Origin of the sequence: Aquimarina sp. RZ0 (genome assembly GCF_008370685.1) — a bacterium.
Classification (GTDB): Bacteria; Bacteroidota; Bacteroidia; order Flavobacteriales; family Flavobacteriaceae; genus Aquimarina.
Window position 1 is genome coordinate 1 of the sequence record NZ_VTZU01000031.1, and the last position, 17299, is coordinate 17299.

Sequence of the window (17299 nt, forward strand, 5' to 3'; positions counted from 1 at the left end):
TGGCAGGGATCAGTGCATTTGGAGCAGGAGGTAGTAATGCGCACCTTATAGTAGAGGAATATATTCCCAAAGCAAAGAAGGAGTACCATAGTGAAGATGCTGCTATTATAGTTTTATCGGCAAAGAGCATTGATCGTTTAGAGGATCAGGTGCTGAATTTACGCTCATATTTAGACAATCATAAGGATGTTAATATCTATGATCTGGCTTATACCCTACAAGTAGGGAGAGAAGCTATGGAAGAACGCCTGGCTTTTACAGCAGATAATCTAATACAGCTAAAAACTTCTTTAGAAGCATATAGTTCTGGAAAACTATTAGGTTTTTTTGTCGGTAATACCGAAAATAAAAACACTGATATTTTATTAGAAGGAAAAGCACTTGATCTATACATAAAAACAGTATTATCAGAAGGACAGCCAAAATCTCTGGCACAATTATGGGTACGAGGTATAACTATTGATTGGGATTCAATGTACAAAGATGGTACTGTTCCTAATAAGATCAGTTTGCCAACATATCCATTTAAAAAAGTTGGATATTGGATTCCGGATTCCGGAGAAAATAAGGCTGTTATATCAAATTTTGATAAGCATCTACATCCATTATTACATGTTAACATCTCTAAATTTAACAAGCAACTTTTTACCAGTAAATATATAGGATCAGAGTCTTTTTTATCTGATCATAAGGTTGGAGGAGAGAAAATGTTACCAGGAGTGGCATATTTAGAACTAGCCAGAGCGGCAGGAAGCTTAAGCAAAGAATCAGATATTACTCAGATAAAGGATATCATATGGACTAATCCTATATCAGTGAATGGAAAACCTGAATCTATAGAGGTTAGCTTGTCTGAAGAAGGCGATGATACGATCACCTATACAATTTTAAAAAACACAAAAGAAAATACTGAAGAAAATATTATTTGCGGACAAGGAAGCCTAAGTACAATAGGGTTAACTTCTCCAGGATTAATAGATATCGAAGAAATTAAGAGTCAACTATTGAATAAAAAGAAAGGAGATGAATGCTATTCTATTTTCAGAAAAATTGGATTTGATTATGGATCAAGCTTTCAGGGAATAGAAAAACTATGGTATAGTGATGGAGTAGCTTTATCAAAAATCAAACTACCTCGGGATAATAACTACGTTTTGCAACCAGGAATACTGGATAGTGCTTTGCAGACAAGTATTATATTGGAGATGGAATCAAAAGACACTTCAACACTTGCAATACCTTTTAGTGTTAAAGAGGTAAATATCTATGGTGATGTATTAGATACTTCCTGGTGTTATGCACGTAAAAAAGAAAATGGAAAGAGAAAAGCAAATACTTCTAGTTATGATATTGACTTATTATCAGATAAAGGGACGGTTTTATTAAGTTTTAAAAGTTTTGTGATATTACCTGTTACAGCTAAACCAATTGAAGAGAAAAAAGTTCAATTTGTTGAAGATATAGCAAAAACATACACTTATACCGATTATTGGCAAGTCTGTGATCCAGAAATTAAGAGCACTAAAATTGATCCGAAATCAAAACTTGTTTTGTTAGCCGGCGGATCAGTCGAGTTGTCCAGAAGATTAGGTAAGAAAACAGAAGTAGTGATTGAATCTATTACAAATTCGGGAGAAACTGATTATTTTAATAAAGTATTTCAGAAGGTTAAAGAAATAATAAAGAATACTACCCATAAGGATATTACTATTGTTTATAATAACAGTGAATATGTTAAATATGGTTTTGTATCGGGTCTGCTTAAAACAGCACAGAGAGAACACCAAAAAATTGCCGGAAGAATGGTTGGGGTTGATAGTTTGTCAATCAAATCCATTGATACACTGGTTACTGTTATTGAATCAGAAAATCAGTCTGGATATGTAGACATTCGCTATAGAGATACCGTTAGGGAAGAAAAATATTTCAAACCAATTACAGATTTTGCCCCTTCAGGAATTAAAATTAAGGAAGGAGGAATATACTTCATTACAGGAGGTGCAGGAGGATTAGGCTTTGTTTTTGCAGAGCATATCAGTAAAACTAAGAATACTAAACTTATTTTGACAGGAAGAAGTAAACTCTCCAGAGATAAAGAGCTTCGCCTGAAAAACATACCCAATTCAGAATATATTGCTTGTGATGTAACAAATAGTACATCTGTAACAAAAGTTGTTCGAAACATTATAAAAACCCACGGAAGACTGGATGGGGTTATTCATAGTGCCGGAGTAAATCGTGATAGTCTAATTATCAACAAAACACCAATGGAGATAGAACAAGTACTCCATACAAAAATTCTTGGTGCCAGAAACCTTGATAATGCTACAAAAAATATAGCATTGGATTTCTTTATGATGTTTTCATCGGTTTCTGGAGTTCTTGGTAATACCGGTCAATGTGCATATTCTGCAGGGAATGCATATCTGGATAATTTTGTCAAGTTTAGAAATGATATGAAAGACAAAGGCAAGAGACATGGTAATTCTTATAGTATTAACTGGCCGTTGTGGCTAGATGGCGGAATGCGTCCCAGAAAAGAGGTTATCGATTTTATGTTCACTCAATTCGGTCTTAAGCCTTTGCCATCAGAGGAAGGAGTAGTTATTTTCGATAATATACTGAAGAATAATATAGAAGGGAGCCTGGTGCTATTTGGTCAAAATATAGAGAAGTTAGAACAACAGTTGCTTTTTCAAAAATTTGATGAAAAACTACTAGAAGCTATGATTGAAGAATTAATTTCATCCAATTCTTTAGATTCTATAGATGCTTTTATAGATCAGATTCCTGAAGAAGGTATAGAAGCATTGATTACCACTTTTACAAATGAAGAAAATTCTTTAGATAAAGATTTTGATGATGATATAGAAAGTATGGTAGATAGTTTGTTAAAAATGGATTCTCCAGATTCAATAGACGTTATTTTAGATCAAATCCCAGAAGATTCCCTGGAGGAATTAATATCAATTATTAAGAATTTTTAAAAATAAAAAATTAAAATGGAGCAAAGAGAAATGGAAAATTCAAATCAAGACAGAAGAGAAGTACTAAAATCAATTCTAATAAGAGAATTAGGGAAAATAAAAAATTCAGGAATTCAGGAAAATAGAAATGCTATTGCTACAGGAGACAAAGTCGCAAGTAGTAAATATTCTGAAAAACAGGTTACTGATGAAATAGTTCAAATCATCTCTGAACTTTTAAAAATCCCAAAAGATGAATTAAAAATTGATACGGAACTAAACAAATATGGTATTGATTCTATGGGACAGGTTAGTTTATTGAGGAGAATTAATAATACATTTTCCATAGAAGTTGAAGTTGAGGAAATTATTGGACTCTCAAGTATTCGTGAAATTTCAAGTTTTATTTATGAAACTTTAAAGAGTAGCGGACATAAAATTGAAGACACTCGAAGTTCAAACAATAGTAAATCAATAATTAATGACAAAGTTTCTGATACTAAAGATAGTATAGATGGTTTTTTTGGTTCAATAACTAGTAGAGAAGATGAAGAAATTGAGGATTTTCAGGATTTTATACAGAATAGATCTAAAATTTTATTTAGGACCTCAAAGGTAAAACCAGTCTTTCTAACAGAGGACGGTGAATCATTAATTAATTTCTCTAATTATGATTATTTGGGATATTCTGGACACCCCGAAGTTATAAAAGCAAGTCAGGAAGCCTTGGATAAATATGGTTTGGGTTCAGCTGCCACACCTCTGGTTGGAGGGATGTTAACTCTGCATAAAGAATTCCAAAAAGAATTGGTAGATTTTTTTGGAAAAAAGGATACAGCAGTTACGTTATTTAGTTCTGGATTTAGTGCTTGCTCGGGGACTATTTCTGGATATATGAAAGAAGGTGATCATGTAGTTTTGGATGCATACATGCACGCTAGTTCGGTTGATGGGGCTATTTTTTCTAAAGCCAATGTTCATTATTTCATGCATAATAATATGGAGGATCTTGAAGATGTCTTAAAAGGTATTGATAATGGAAAAAACCGTATTCTCGTATGTACAGAGGGTTGTTTCAGTGCTGATGGAGATTATGGAGATATTAAAGGGGTTGTTAGAGTTTCGAAAAAATATGGCGCTAAAGTTTTTGTTGATGAAGCACACTCTATGTTGCTAACAGGTGAGAATGGTCGTGGTGTTTGTGCCGATCAAGGCGTATTGGATGACGTAGATTTATTAATAGGAACTTTAAGTAAGACTTTTTCTGGAATAGGAGGCTTTCTGTTAGCTAAGAAATCTATTTCTAATTATATTGATTATTCTGCCAGAAACCATATGTTTTCAGGAACATTGCCGGCAGCGATTGTGGGAGGAGTATTTGCATCTTTTAAATTAGCTTCTGGTAAAGATGGAGATATTAAGAGAAAAAAATTGATGGAAAATGCTAGATACCTTAAATCACTTTATAAGGATAAGGTCATGCTTGCTAATACTAAAACTTGGATTGTACCTGTTATCATTGGGGATGAACAGAAAACTATTGAAGTTTCTAATTATTTAAAAGAAAAAGGGGTGTATGCTCCAATCTTAGTATATCCGGCTGCTCCCAAAGGAGCAGGAAGGCTTAGACATTTTATAACTTCAGAGCATACCAAAGATCAACTCCAAAAAGCTGCAGGTTTAGTAATTGAGGCGGCAGAAAAATTTGGATGTAGCCTAAAAAATAAAGGAGAAGTTGTCGTTATGAGCGATATGTAAAATTCCATCTGACAATTCAAAAAAAACAATAAAAAAAAACAGATGAAAACAATAATGTTCTCCGGTCAGGGATCACAATACAAAGGAATGGGGAAAGATTTATTCCCTTCTTTTAAGAAAGAAGTAGAAGAAGCTTCTACTATTCTGGGATATGATTTAGAAGAATTATGCCTGAAAGACCCAAGAAGAGAATTAGGAAAAACGCAGTTTACTCAACCTGCATTGTATGTGGTCAACGCTCTTACATTTATGCAAAAGAAAATAAACTTATCTGATCATAATTATTTTATTGGTCATAGTTTGGGTGAATATAATGCCCTTCATGCGGCAGGTGCGTTTGATTTTGAGACAGGGCTCAAACTAGTCCAGAAAAGAGGGGAATTAATGGGTAATGCGGTAAAAGGAGGAATGGCAGCAGTACTAGGGATAAATGTGAATGATTTAGAAGATAAATTAAAAGCAGGAGGCTATGATAGTATTGATGTGGCCAATTTTAATACACCTACACAAACCGTAATTTCCGGTCCTCATGAGATGGTTAGTGATTTAGTGAAAAATTTTGATAATCAAGGAATTAAAATTGTCCCTTTATTTGTGACCTCTCCTTTTCATTCGAGGTATATGAAAAAAGCTGCAGAAGATTTTTCGCTATTTTTAGAAAACTTCAAATTCGCTGTATTAAACTCTCCTGTTATTTCTAATGTTACAGCAATGCCGTATGAAAATGAGCAGATTTCTCAATTATTGAGTCAGCAGATTAATAATTCTGTTAACTGGACCGGTACTATACGATATTTAATAGGAGAAGGAGTTAACGACTTTGAAGAAATAGGAAGTGAAATTCTTTCAAAAATGGTTACTGAAATCAAAAAAGACTATTCTCAGGTTGTTAAAAATAAAACTATAAAAAAAGTCAATGGTAAAGCATCGCCTGCCTTAAAGGATTCATTTAAAGACAATAAAAATGTAGATTTCAGAGAAGGTTTGTCTACGAGGTTAGGAAATAAAGATTTTAGAGAAGCTTATGGAGTGAAGTATTCTTATATTACCGGAGGGATGTATCGCGGGATAGCTTCTAAGGAGTTAGTGGTACAAATTGGGAAGGCAAAAATGATGGGTTTTCTGGGAACAGGAGGACTCTCGCTGTCCGAAATTGAAGAAGATATAAAATTCATTCAGGAAGAATTAACTGAAGGAGAAGCATACGGAATGAATTTTCTTCATAACCTCGAAAACTCTGATGAAGAAATGAAGCTTATAGAACTGTACTTAGAAAAAGGTATACAGAATATAGAGGCAGCTTCTTTTATGAAGGTAACATTGGCATTGGTTTATTTTAGAGTAAAGGGACTCCAAGTAAATAACGATAAGGTACTATGTAAAAATAGAATAATAGCTAAAGTATTTAGGCCAGAAGTGGCTGAGTTATTCATGCGACCGGCCCCAGAAAGATTGATTAATAGGTTGTTAGAGGAAGGTTTGATCACTCAGCAACAAGCTATGCTGGCAAAAAAAGTCCCTATGAGTCATGATATCTGTGTAGAAGCAGATTCTGGCGGCCATACAGACGCAGGAGTTTCTATGGTCTTATTGCCATCAATTCAGAAATTAAAAGAAAGAATTGGAACAGAATACGAATATAAAAAACCTATACGTATTGGTTTGGCAGGAGGTATAGGAACTCCTCAGTCTATTGCCTGTGTATTTATGATGGGAGCTGATTTCGTGATGACAGGTTCGATTAATCAATGCACAGTAGAAGCAGGAACAAGTGATATCGCCAAAGATTTGCTTCAGGATATTGATGTGCAGGATACAGATTATGTGCCAGATGGAAGTATGTTCGAAATAGATTCAAAAGTTCAGGTACTAAAAAAAGGAGTCTTATTTTCTGCAAGAGCTAATAAGTTATATGATCTTTACAAAAAATATGATTCTTTAGATCAAATACCCGAAACCGCTCTTCTAAAATTGGAAAAAAACTATTTCAAAAAACCGTTGCCTGATATATGGAACGAAATAAAAAAGCTTCTGATAGCTAAAGATGATTATTCCCTTATTGAGAAAGCAGAGCAGAACCCTAAAAAGAAAATGGCGCTGGTATTTGGATGGTATTTTGAGTATTGTAATACCTTGTCACTCTCTGGAGAAAGTGATGATAAACTAAATTTCCAAATCCATACAGGACCTGCTTTAGGAGCATTTAATCAATGGGTGAAAGGAACAAAGTTAGAAAACTGGAAAAACAGGCATGTTGATGAAATAGCTATAAAAATGATGGATGAAGGAGCAAAAATTCTGGAGAGAAATCTATATGAATTAACGACCAAAGCATTTTGAAAATTATTAAATAACAAACGGGATTAATTGAAATGGCATATAACCAAAAAAAACTTCGTTTTCTTTACGGAACTCCATAGTTAAAAACTGTAATTCATTCCGTTTTGTGGTTAGATTGTTTTATAAAAAAAGCTTCAAATATTTGAAGCTTTTTTTATAAAACAGACACTGATAGGTATCAAATCAGATAGATCATCCAGTATTACTTTTGTGTTTTATCCTTTATAAATTTATGCACTATTTGTGTATTACCTGTTTTTATATTGAGCAAGTAGAATCCATTTGATAAATTAGAAACATCCAATGCTTTTATAGAATTATCACGATCTAGTACTCCAGAACGAATAGATTTTCCTTCAAGACTTAGAATTTGATAGACTACAGGAGTAGTACCTTTCATAAGTCCCATATCAATATTCAATACATTCGCAACTGGATTAGGGAACAATTTGATTTCTTCGCTAGTAGTTATCGAATCTTGATCTCTTATTCTTGAAGGAATAGCGCAATCACCAATAAAGACATTCTTATCACTACTTACAACCCAAACGCTATTATCTTCATCTACCGAAATATTCATCGCCGCTCCACTTTGTGTTATCCAAACACCTGAGCCTCTATAAAAATGAACGTTTCCGGCTGTTTCTGACAATGCCCATAAATTGTCTCCTCCTTCAGCAAAACTTAAATCTAGTGCTTTAAAGTTACCTTTCTTAAACCATTTATTGTTTTTGAATTGATACACAAAATTGTCCTCTGCTACAATCCATGGTTCTCCACTTCCTGAGGCATCAATTCTTTTTGCTTTAAGGGTGTTATTCAATAATCTCCATCTTGCATTTTCCCTTTTATATACAAATCCATCATTTCCGATTACAAAAGTACTATTACCATTTGTAGAATTTCCTCCTGTACCTATATCCTGTGCTATACCATTAAGAGTTGACCAACGGTTATTCTTAAATAAATGAATGCGTCTATTCGAATCCACTATCCAAGCATCACCTGCATTAGAAACGTCAATTCTATCTGCCAGGAAGTTCCCATCCGGCAATATTTTCCAACCATTGTTTTCACGAACATACACACGTCTGTTTAATCCAATCAGATATGTTTTTCCGTTTCCACTTCCAATATCATAGCCTTTTCCATTTAACTTATTGAATCGACAGTTTTCAGAAACAAGTCCTCGTACGATTATACGAATAGAAGTTTCACTAGTATTGCCATTATTATCTGTAGCTACCGCTTTTAGTGTATAGGCTCCTGTAGATAGATTTGCTAAACTAGTATCATTTTGATTTGCTTCTCCCCAGCTATATGGCACAACTCTTTCTTGACGCACTAAATTACCATTTAAGAATAGTTTGACATTTGAAATAGAGCCATCGCTATCACTGGCATTTACATTCACCAATAGGTTGGTTCCTTCATCAAATCTTTGATTATTTGTTAAGTTCGAAAAACGTACTGATGGTGATGAATTGGGATTAGTCCCACTAGTTTTGGCAAACCATATAAAATTCTCATGAATTCCTTGTCCTCTGTTCATTATTTTAACATACAAATCACCATTATTTGCAGTATAATAAGAATCACGATTTGCGTTTTTAAGGCGACTTAGTTGGTTTAATCTGGGTAAATCTGTTCTGGTTTTAAAATCTTGTGGCTTTATGGTATTTGCCATGTTTACAAATCGTAATACCACTCCGATTGAGTTTGATGGCAATGACCATTGATGCAATGACATAGCTAATTTCTGAGTAGAAAAATTAATGCCATTTGGGAGTTCAATCTTATACTCTGCATTATGTCTTAATTGTACACGTTTTCTATCACGTTCTTTCCATTCTCTAACGACTCCATGGGGAGACGTAAATATCATTCTTGGTGTTTTTAGAGCAGGCTTACTACTTTCAAATTGCATTTGCAAATCTGCGAATCGTTGTTTTGACAAAACCCATCTAAATTTACTTTGTGGAGCAACTTCTCCTAAACTTTGATCTACTGTCCATTCTGTATTAACAATGAATGTATATCCAGGACCTCCGCCAAAAGGACCTGTTAACGATCCATCTCTATCATAAACCTCTCTTGCGTTGACAAAATCTGATCGTTGTGTCTTGTTCATACCATCAATAGAATTATCATTTTCAAAGGTCAACCCTTCTACTTCACAAGCTGGTCTAACTCGATTTCCACTTCCCGAAAAAATAAAAACACCACTAGTATATCCGCCGATATGGATATCTTTCAAAATAAGATTTCCATGATAAAGTACGTTCCCTTTTATACTTTTACCTACTTCTACGTTTGGATTTCCTTTACTAAGCCCGACCATTAGACCACCATCAATAATCGTTGGATCAGAATCTATGATACTTTCATTATTATCGGCAGATTTGAAATTTTTAAAGATGTGAGTAATATTTGTATACAAAGGGTACAATCCTACTCCAGTTTGATAAACAGTTAAGTTTTCGAAAACAGGATCTACATTATTAAAAAATTTTTCGTTTTGCCCGAACTCACCATTGGTTTGGCGAATTTTGGTTACAAAACCCGTTCGAGAAGAATGAACGGAGTTGTTCTTAAACAAACTTAATGCTACCTCACGTGGTTTATAATCTGCAAATTCTGGGATGTTTCGCGCAGCACCTCTAGGTTTTTCTGGCTGTGCATACCAATATCCCGATCCTTGCGAACCTGCAACAACATTACCTATTAAATCATTATCGCCATTTGCAATCCAAAAGGCCGCTGTGGCACGAAACCGATCTCCTCCATCAAAAAATTTATCTGTATCATCGACAATAAAAGCTTCTCCCTTGTTAGCCTTTTTATGTACGCGATGAACTCCAAAAGCTATGTTATTGATAAATTTATTTCCTGTTTCTACCCCATCTTCTGTAAAAAAGCAATGCCCATGGATATCGTGAGCTACAATACCCTCAACTAAAACATTATTTGTAGTATGTACCACAACTGCACGGTTATTACTATTAGTAATACTTGAATTTTTAAACACATCTCCAGATCGATCTCGAGCTATGTGCCAATGAAATGGATAACGCCCCAATCTTCCTGATTGTCCCATTAGATTCAGCTGAACTCCTTCTACCGTAATTTGACCTGCAGTGGGCATAATCATAATATGTCCTCCAACGCCATTTTTGGCTTTTCCATTGCTATCGGTTTGTAAACGTATACGGTCGCCAAACTTGTTGTCTGTATCCTGAGAAGCCAACCCCTGAATCTTTATATTCCTGCTTAGTAAGGCCACTTCTGCTCGCATATCAATAGAAATTGGCTTATTAGGTCTTTTACTACGTGAATCTACATTTTGCCCATAAGTTTCTATTTTACCATAGTGTCTATACGTTAATGGAGTGTTTAGCGTTAAACGTGTTTCATTACCTAATTTTTGAATTGCTGTAATGGTTCGAACATCCTCTTCTTTATACAAAGTAGAGCTACTGGCTATAACAATTTCATCACCTACTTTCCAGTTTAGTACACCATCTTGTTGTCCTGAAAGTGAACCGTTATGATTTCTGTCAATAATATTAGCAACTACAATAATGTTAGCTCCGGCATTAGCCGTTCTGGATAACTTAGTAAATGGTAATTTTTCTTCTCCGAAAAACTGTAAACGACCACCTCCACCGGCCATTAAAAATCCATCATTATCAGTGATATCCATCATCATGCCGTTGGCCATTACTACTCTATGGTCAGCAGTAGGATTGGTGCCTGTAAAAGTTAGCGTAAAAGTTCCTCGATCAAATCGATTCCCTGGAGTACCAATACGAAAGATTCCTCCGCTATTGACATGCATCCATCTTGTAGTAAGTGATTTGTTTAGAGTTCCATTTTCAGGAATATTAAGTTCTCCGTGAACTACTATTTCCTTAGCAGTATGGTTACCTTGTACGTTTACTCTAAAGCCTTTACTGATAATGGCTTGTTTGTTCGCATTTGGCACACCATTATCCCAAGTGCCAGCAGCATTCCAATTACCATTTTTTATGGCCTTGGTAACTGAATTTTGAGCATTTATGGATGCAGTAAATAAAATTAATAATGAAATTGCGAAGAGTTTTAGAGTTTGATTAGTGTTCATGACGTTTGTGTAAGTTATTTATTTATTTAGTTAATGGTACAACGTTAATTATAATTGTTTATTATATTTTACTAAGAATTAAATACTTTTTAAAAATTAACAATCCTATTACCATACAGGAAAAGGAAGGGTTCTTCTTTCGTTAGGCCCTTTGTAAGTTCTTAAAACTGCTAAAGGTTGATTATTTATTTTAGCATTGTTAAGGTCATTTTTAGCTAATAACTTTTCAAGATTTAATTCTGTATCTCTTTACTTTGTTATAGGTGTTATCAATGATAGAAACAGTATGAATAGTGTAATTCTTCAACTTTTTCCGGAGCTTTGAGGTATTCATATAACTCACCTTTGTTGTTCATTCACATCGATAATTCAGTTGTTTCATTGTACTTAGTTACTGAACTCGTGTTGAGTAATACTTTGACCTACAAAAGCCAAGCTTTTCGGTTGAAAACCACTTCTCAACATGAGTTCACCATATTATAATAACAATTGAATATTAAAATACCCTACATGAATTAGGAGGGAATTTTCATTTTTTTTATATTAACCATCCCCCGTTTTTTTCAAAACCATCAATTTTAAAGAGAATGATGGGGCTTATTGCGATGATTACAAGTGCTTTAGTAGATATCTCCTTTTTACGAACCTGAAAAGGTTTTCCGGACTTTAAAATATCCGAAAACATTAGAGCATGTTTAAAAACAATGCAAACTGATTGTCAGTAGTTTGGTGTTCTGATGACACTTCAAATCGACGACATATCGAGATATGTTGCTTATTTGAAGTAAAGTCAAGGTTGTCAAAGTAATGACCAGCAGGCAGAAGGGTTTTTAAACATACTCTTAGCGAAATTAGAGGATGGCGAACTTTATTGTTAAATTTTCGGGGGATGGCTATTTTTTTTATAACTATATAGCTTTTAATTTCTTAAGGGGTTTAATTCTCCGATGCTTGAATCGTGTAAAGAGGGAAGTTTGAAAGTTTACGATTTTTATAAAACAGAAAAACAAATTGTTATCCACTGAATACTGCGATGGCTCTGTCACCTTTAGCTATTTTAAAACGTTTAGGGCATCTCTAAAAACTATTGATTCTCTCTAGAGATTAGATTTTGATTAATTTTTAATTTTCACATTTCAGAACTTATTCATTTTAACTACTCATATTCAGTATTTTATGTTTTTATTAATTCGTGATTAAAGGCACGCTCTCATCATTTGTTCTTTAAATTGAATTTTACGAAACATATTATAAGTCAGATTCATTAACCCTATCGTTGTTTCTGCTCTTTTGACACCTATTTTTCTAAAAAACATACTCCCCATTGAGTTTTCCATAAATCCGAAAACATGTTCTACTCTTACTCGTGTTCTAGATTTTTCTGTGTTTGATGATTTTTGTGCTTCTGTTAATGGGTTGTTTTTATATCCTTTTTCATGAATCTGATCTGTAACTTTATACTTCTTTATAGATTTCTCTTGTCCTATATAGGCACTATCTGCATATAATTCTTGCCCTTGGTCATCTTTGCTTAATAAAATATCCACTGTTTGTGAATCATGTACACAAGCGCTGGTAACGGTATAGCTTTCGATAAGTGTACTCTTGCTATCTATTTTTGCATGATTTTTATAACCATAATAATTCTGATTGTTTTTCTTTGTCCAACGAGCATCAATATCTTTTTGACGTTTCTTGGCAGGTTTGTCATTCCATAAATCAGAACCATTACCCTGTTTTATTTGATCATTTTTGTCTTTACTATTACGTTGTCTTGGAGCTTCTACAAAACTGGGATCAATAATTTTACCCTCATTTACAACAAGTCCTAAACGATCTAATTCAATACTAAATAAATCGAATAATTCTGGAACTAAATCCAAATCAGTTATACGCTCATTAAAGTGCCATATGGTCTTACTATCTGGAATATCATCGGAGATGGTTAAATCTAAAAAACGCATAAAACTCATTCGATCATTGATCTGATATTCAGCTTGATCATCAGAGAGGTTATAATAACGTTGAAGTATCAAGATTTTAAACATTAAAACATAATCATAAGGAGGACGCCCTCCTTTACCTTTAGCTTTTTTGGTTAAACGATCCTCCAATAAAGCTCTGAAAAATTCAAAATCTACTCCATTTTTCAATCGCTCCAAGGGATCTCCTAATTCACTTAGTTTATTCAAACGAATATCTTGATCGAAAAAACCATAATCTCTATGTCGTTTATATCGTTTTGCTATACTCAAAAATCCAACTTTTTAAACACTTTTCAAAAAAAATAGTTTTTAGAGGTGCCCTTAAATTACTGAAATAGCAAATGATATAAAAGCTATCTTCATCTCCAATATGCTTTCTGGCATACCCTAATGAGATTGGGTTTTGAAGTTCTCTTCTTTCAAAGATGATAAAATATTTCTAAATCTATGCAGATTAAGGTTTGTATTGAGCAATAATCATCTTTTTTAATCCGAAATTAAAAAATGTGTGATCGATTAAAAAAAACAAGTATTTATACGCGTGCCTAATGATTTTTATTGATTTAACTTTACTAATAGCATTGATAAAATACTCAGTTAAGTTGTGAACAATAGTCTATATCAGAAATCTTTCGATATTTTAAAACTGATTGAAAAACAAAATTCACACACTATAAAAATGGATATCGTGTAGCTTGAAATATTTTTTAAGTGAGAAGGGAATGTTTAGAGTAATTTTTAGCTATTGCAGAATACCGAAACTGACATAGCTTTTATCATTAGGATACCTTGTTTCTTTAGACATTAAAGAATGGAATTACTAACCAATTAAATAGAATATATATGAGTTTAAAGATCATCCCTTCTGTGGGAGTTGCAAGGCTAGGAAATAGTTTGGGGCAGTTTTGTCTATCCCCAGAAGAAATAGGAGGCTTACCCTTTGAGGCAGACCAGTGTGGTAATAAATTAGGGACTATTATCAATTTTAAAGATGAATCAGGTCAGGTCAGAAGACAAGGACAGCCTTTTAAAATCATACAAGAAGATGGAACCGAGATAACCCTGGGCTCTTCTAATGTAACTTCTATGGAGTGGACAGTACATCTGGCAAATAAAAAAGCTGCCTGGTATCAGTATAGTGAGCTGGAAGGTAATTTATTATATGGAGAAGAGAATAGCTATGCACAGAGAGGGGTTCCTTTTCGTAATCCTGATGAAACAACAGAAGAAACGAGACAAAAGCTTATTGTAGATCCGGGACCCAGAACGGTAAGTGGTACCCAGCAATCTATTGATTTTGATCAGGCTTCTGTACCCGCAGATTATCCTCATTACTCATTTCCTAATCCAGATGTAAAATATGGGACATCCATAAAAACCTTAGGAACACTCAAAACAGATGATCAGGGGCGATTAATTGTGCTGGGCGGATATGGGCACGCAGGAGGAGATCAACCTCTGGAGAGTTATGGAGGATCCGACACCTGGCATGATGATATTTCTGATGGGCCTGTTTATTGTACCATCACTTTTAATGATGGTACGCCTACAGAGACGCTCAAAGCCTGGGTAATTATTGGATCTCCGGATTTTGCACCAGAAATCATTAATATTTCTACACTTAGTGATACGATGTTTGATGTAGGAGTACGTCATTTTGATCTGATGCCTAATATGTATCAGGGGACAAGTTATAATGATGATTATATAGTCAATTACCAGAGAGACATTCTACCAATAATACAACGAATAGGAGGATATCAGTGGGTGGCCAATGTACAATCTATGATGGCATTTACGTCGAATATTTTTGATTTTTCAGATCCAAGTGCTGCGAATCAAATAAATAGGGAAAACTATTTTTCTTATTTCAGAGCGCCAAACGATAAATCGATTCCGCAAAACGATCAACAACAAGGGCAGTTATTTAAGGAAGATGGAGCTAATTTTTTTCCTATGATGCCTTTGAACTCAGGAAGTAATTCAGTGAGTAACGAGACTATAGTCAAGTTTTTAGCATTGGATGAGACACAGTATTTTATGCTGGGTCAATGGGCAAAAGGGTGTTTTGAAAATAACTCTGATTATACCAGTTTACCTATCAGAGCTGAAGATCAGGCAAGTGTAGGGAACTGTGTTGGACTTCCTATGTGTCCTGGTATCGAAGTAACCTGGAGCTTGCAAAATAGAGAAGTCTACGAATCTCCATACATTATTTTTGATCAAAAAGGACTTGGAGGCTATAATAGTACGGGTTTAACACCTTCCAGAGATGAGTGCGAAGGTGGTGGTTGCCAGCCAGGAGATTTAACCAAAAGAATGGCATGCCCGTGGCAGGCAGATTTCTTTCAATGTACAATTCAGCCTATCAATTTTACCAATCCTGATTTTAATAAAGATACTAAAACTGTAGTTCAGGAAATACATACAAAAGAAAGCTGGGCGGATTCTAATCAGGAATTTGAGGAAACCGTTACCTTGCGAAGTGCACCTACAAAAGAACCGTTACCACCCACTTATTATTCCTATTGGTGGCCACCACAAAGCCCTTGGGATGTTTTGACAGGAGAGAATACCTTAGAAGGTCAATTAGCATCACACTTGCCAGCAGGTCAACAAATGAATTATGCCAGAGGGATTAATAGTTTTGTGCAAATGGTAGAACATTGGTCTGCGCTGGCATTTATAAGAAATAATAATGCAGGAAATATAGGATTTCCTTATTTCACAGAAACAGAAAGAACCAATGAGTTGTTTGTGTACAAAGAAGTAGGTGTGGGGCAGATTAGTGGTAATGGAGATGACGATGCAACAACCATTCCTGTATTCTTTATAGATGATAATATAGAACGAGTACAGCAGAAAAATTTACGCGCTAAAAAGTTAGTATCATTTTTAGAAGAGCGTGCTTTTAAGAAAATCAAAGTAGTTGATGCAGGATTAGGGTTACCAAAATCCGGAACACGAATGAGACGTTAATGGAAGAACGAATAGAAGAAATAGATGTACTTATTGTTGGTGGAGGTCCTGCGGGGGCCTCTGCTGCTTTAAGTCTTTTAAATTATTCTGATCATAGCATATTGATCGCAGAACAGTCTGATTTAAGCAAGATACGTGTAGGAGAACACGTTTCCGGTAGTTTGTTTGGGCTATTGGATTATTTAAAAATAGATAGAGAAGAGTTTGAAGAAGGTAGCTTCTTACCCGCCTATGGGACGACTACCTATTGGGGGAGTGAGTATGCAAATACAACTCATTCTATTTTTACAACCGAGGCATCCTCTTATCAATTGGATAGAGAGAAATTTGATTTTAAACTATTAGAAAAAATTATAGAAAGAGGAGGTATTATACTGCCCAGATGTACTTGCACTGAGTTTTTACAACAAGAAGATAGTAGCTGGAATATACAAATAAAGCATCCTGAAGAAGGAAAATTTTATATGCGAGCAAAATATCTGGTAGATGCCACCGGAAGAAAAAATAACGTTGGCAGACACCTGGGAGTATCTTCTACAAAATATGATACATTGATGGGGGCAGGGGTATTTCTAAACATAGAAAATGATGCAACTATCCGGCAAGAGCAGTTATTAGAAACGACAGAGCTGGGGTGGTGGTATACTGCTTTGCTTCCGGATGCCAGGATGGTGGTTACTTTTTTTACAGATTCTGATATTATATCTCAATATAAGTTACATCAGGCTGCGGGTTGGAATAGGATGCTTGAGCAAACTAAAAAAATAAAACATTTGGTCAGAGGCGCTACGGCACTTTTAAATAAACCCTGGATCAGAAATGCGCAAACCCAGCTCACGGATGCTACTGCTATAAATAATTTTATTGCCATAGGAGATGCTGCAGCTTCATTTGATCCGATTTCATCTATGGGTATTGGTTTTTCTATGACATCTGCTTTTCATGGAGCAAAACATATTCAGCGGCAACTATCCAGAAAGGAATTATTGACCACACAGGCATTTCAGAATGATATTGAAAAAAATTTCGGGGAGTATCTGAAATTGCGGACACAATTTTACGAGCAAGAACAGCGGTGGAGCACATCCGCTTTCTGGAAACGAAGAAGTACAAATCTGAATGGCTGATTTCTAAATCAGATGGTATAA

The 17299-nt window shown here is 34.7% G+C and carries 7 protein-coding genes; 5 read left to right on the plus strand and 2 right to left on the minus strand.

Features of this window, described 5'->3' with window-relative positions; all coding sequences use genetic code 11:
* From F0000_RS13000 to fabD, 3 genes are all read left to right on the plus strand, one after another.
* On the plus strand, positions 1-2987 hold a 2987-nt coding region (locus F0000_RS13000; RefSeq protein ID WP_149625157.1), incomplete at its 5' end, for an SDR family oxidoreductase.
* A 15-nt stretch (positions 2988-3002) separates the two neighbouring features.
* Entirely contained in the window at positions 3003-4724 is a 1722-nt protein-coding gene (locus tag F0000_RS13005; protein WP_149625158.1) for an aminotransferase class I/II-fold pyridoxal phosphate-dependent enzyme, read from the plus strand.
* 42 nt (positions 4725-4766) lie between these two features.
* Positions 4767-7064, plus strand: a complete 2298-nt coding sequence (gene fabD / locus F0000_RS13010; protein ID WP_149625159.1) for an ACP S-malonyltransferase — start codon at positions 4767-4769, stop codon at positions 7062-7064.
* 202 nt (positions 7065-7266) lie between these two features.
* Here fabD and F0000_RS13015 read toward each other — a convergent pair whose 3' ends face one another.
* Both F0000_RS13015 and F0000_RS13020 read right to left on the minus strand, forming a co-directional pair.
* Complete coding sequence (locus tag F0000_RS13015) at positions 7267-11187, minus strand: T9SS type A sorting domain-containing protein (protein ID WP_149625160.1); 3921 nt, start codon at positions 11185-11187, stop codon at positions 7267-7269.
* A 1196-nt stretch (positions 11188-12383) separates the two neighbouring features.
* Entirely contained in the window at positions 12384-13442 is a 1059-nt protein-coding gene (locus F0000_RS13020; RefSeq protein WP_149625161.1) for an IS5 family transposase, read from the minus strand.
* A 573-nt stretch (positions 13443-14015) separates the two neighbouring features.
* Between F0000_RS13020 and lodA the strand changes: the two genes are divergently transcribed.
* Positions 14016-16151, plus strand: a complete 2136-nt coding sequence (gene lodA / locus F0000_RS13025) for a CTQ-dependent lysine 6-oxidase LodA (RefSeq protein ID WP_149625162.1) — start codon at positions 14016-14018, stop codon at positions 16149-16151.
* Positions 16151-17278, plus strand: coding sequence for a lysine-epsilon-oxidase maturase LodB (gene lodB, locus F0000_RS13030; RefSeq protein ID WP_149625163.1), 1128 nt, complete (start codon positions 16151-16153; stop codon positions 17276-17278). The genes lodA and lodB overlap by 1 nt, the downstream gene beginning before the upstream one ends.
* Positions 17279-17299 lie beyond the last annotated feature (21 nt).

What these genes read in the sequence shown, in the direction of transcription:
- F0000_RS13015 (WP_149625160.1), bottom strand. Translation starts at nt 11,187, where the DNA reads ATGAACACTAATCAAACTCTAAAACTCTTCGCAATTTCATTATTAATT.
- fabD (WP_149625159.1), top strand. Translation starts at nt 4,767, where the DNA reads ATGAAAACAATAATGTTCTCCGGTCAGGGATCACAATACAAAGGAATG.
- lodA (WP_149625162.1), top strand. Translation starts at nt 14,016, where the DNA reads ATGAGTTTAAAGATCATCCCTTCTGTGGGAGTTGCAAGGCTAGGAAAT.
- F0000_RS13005 (WP_149625158.1), top strand. Translation starts at nt 3,003, where the DNA reads ATGGAGCAAAGAGAAATGGAAAATTCAAATCAAGACAGAAGAGAAGTA.
- lodB (WP_149625163.1), top strand. Translation starts at nt 16,151, where the DNA reads ATGGAAGAACGAATAGAAGAAATAGATGTACTTATTGTTGGTGGAGGT.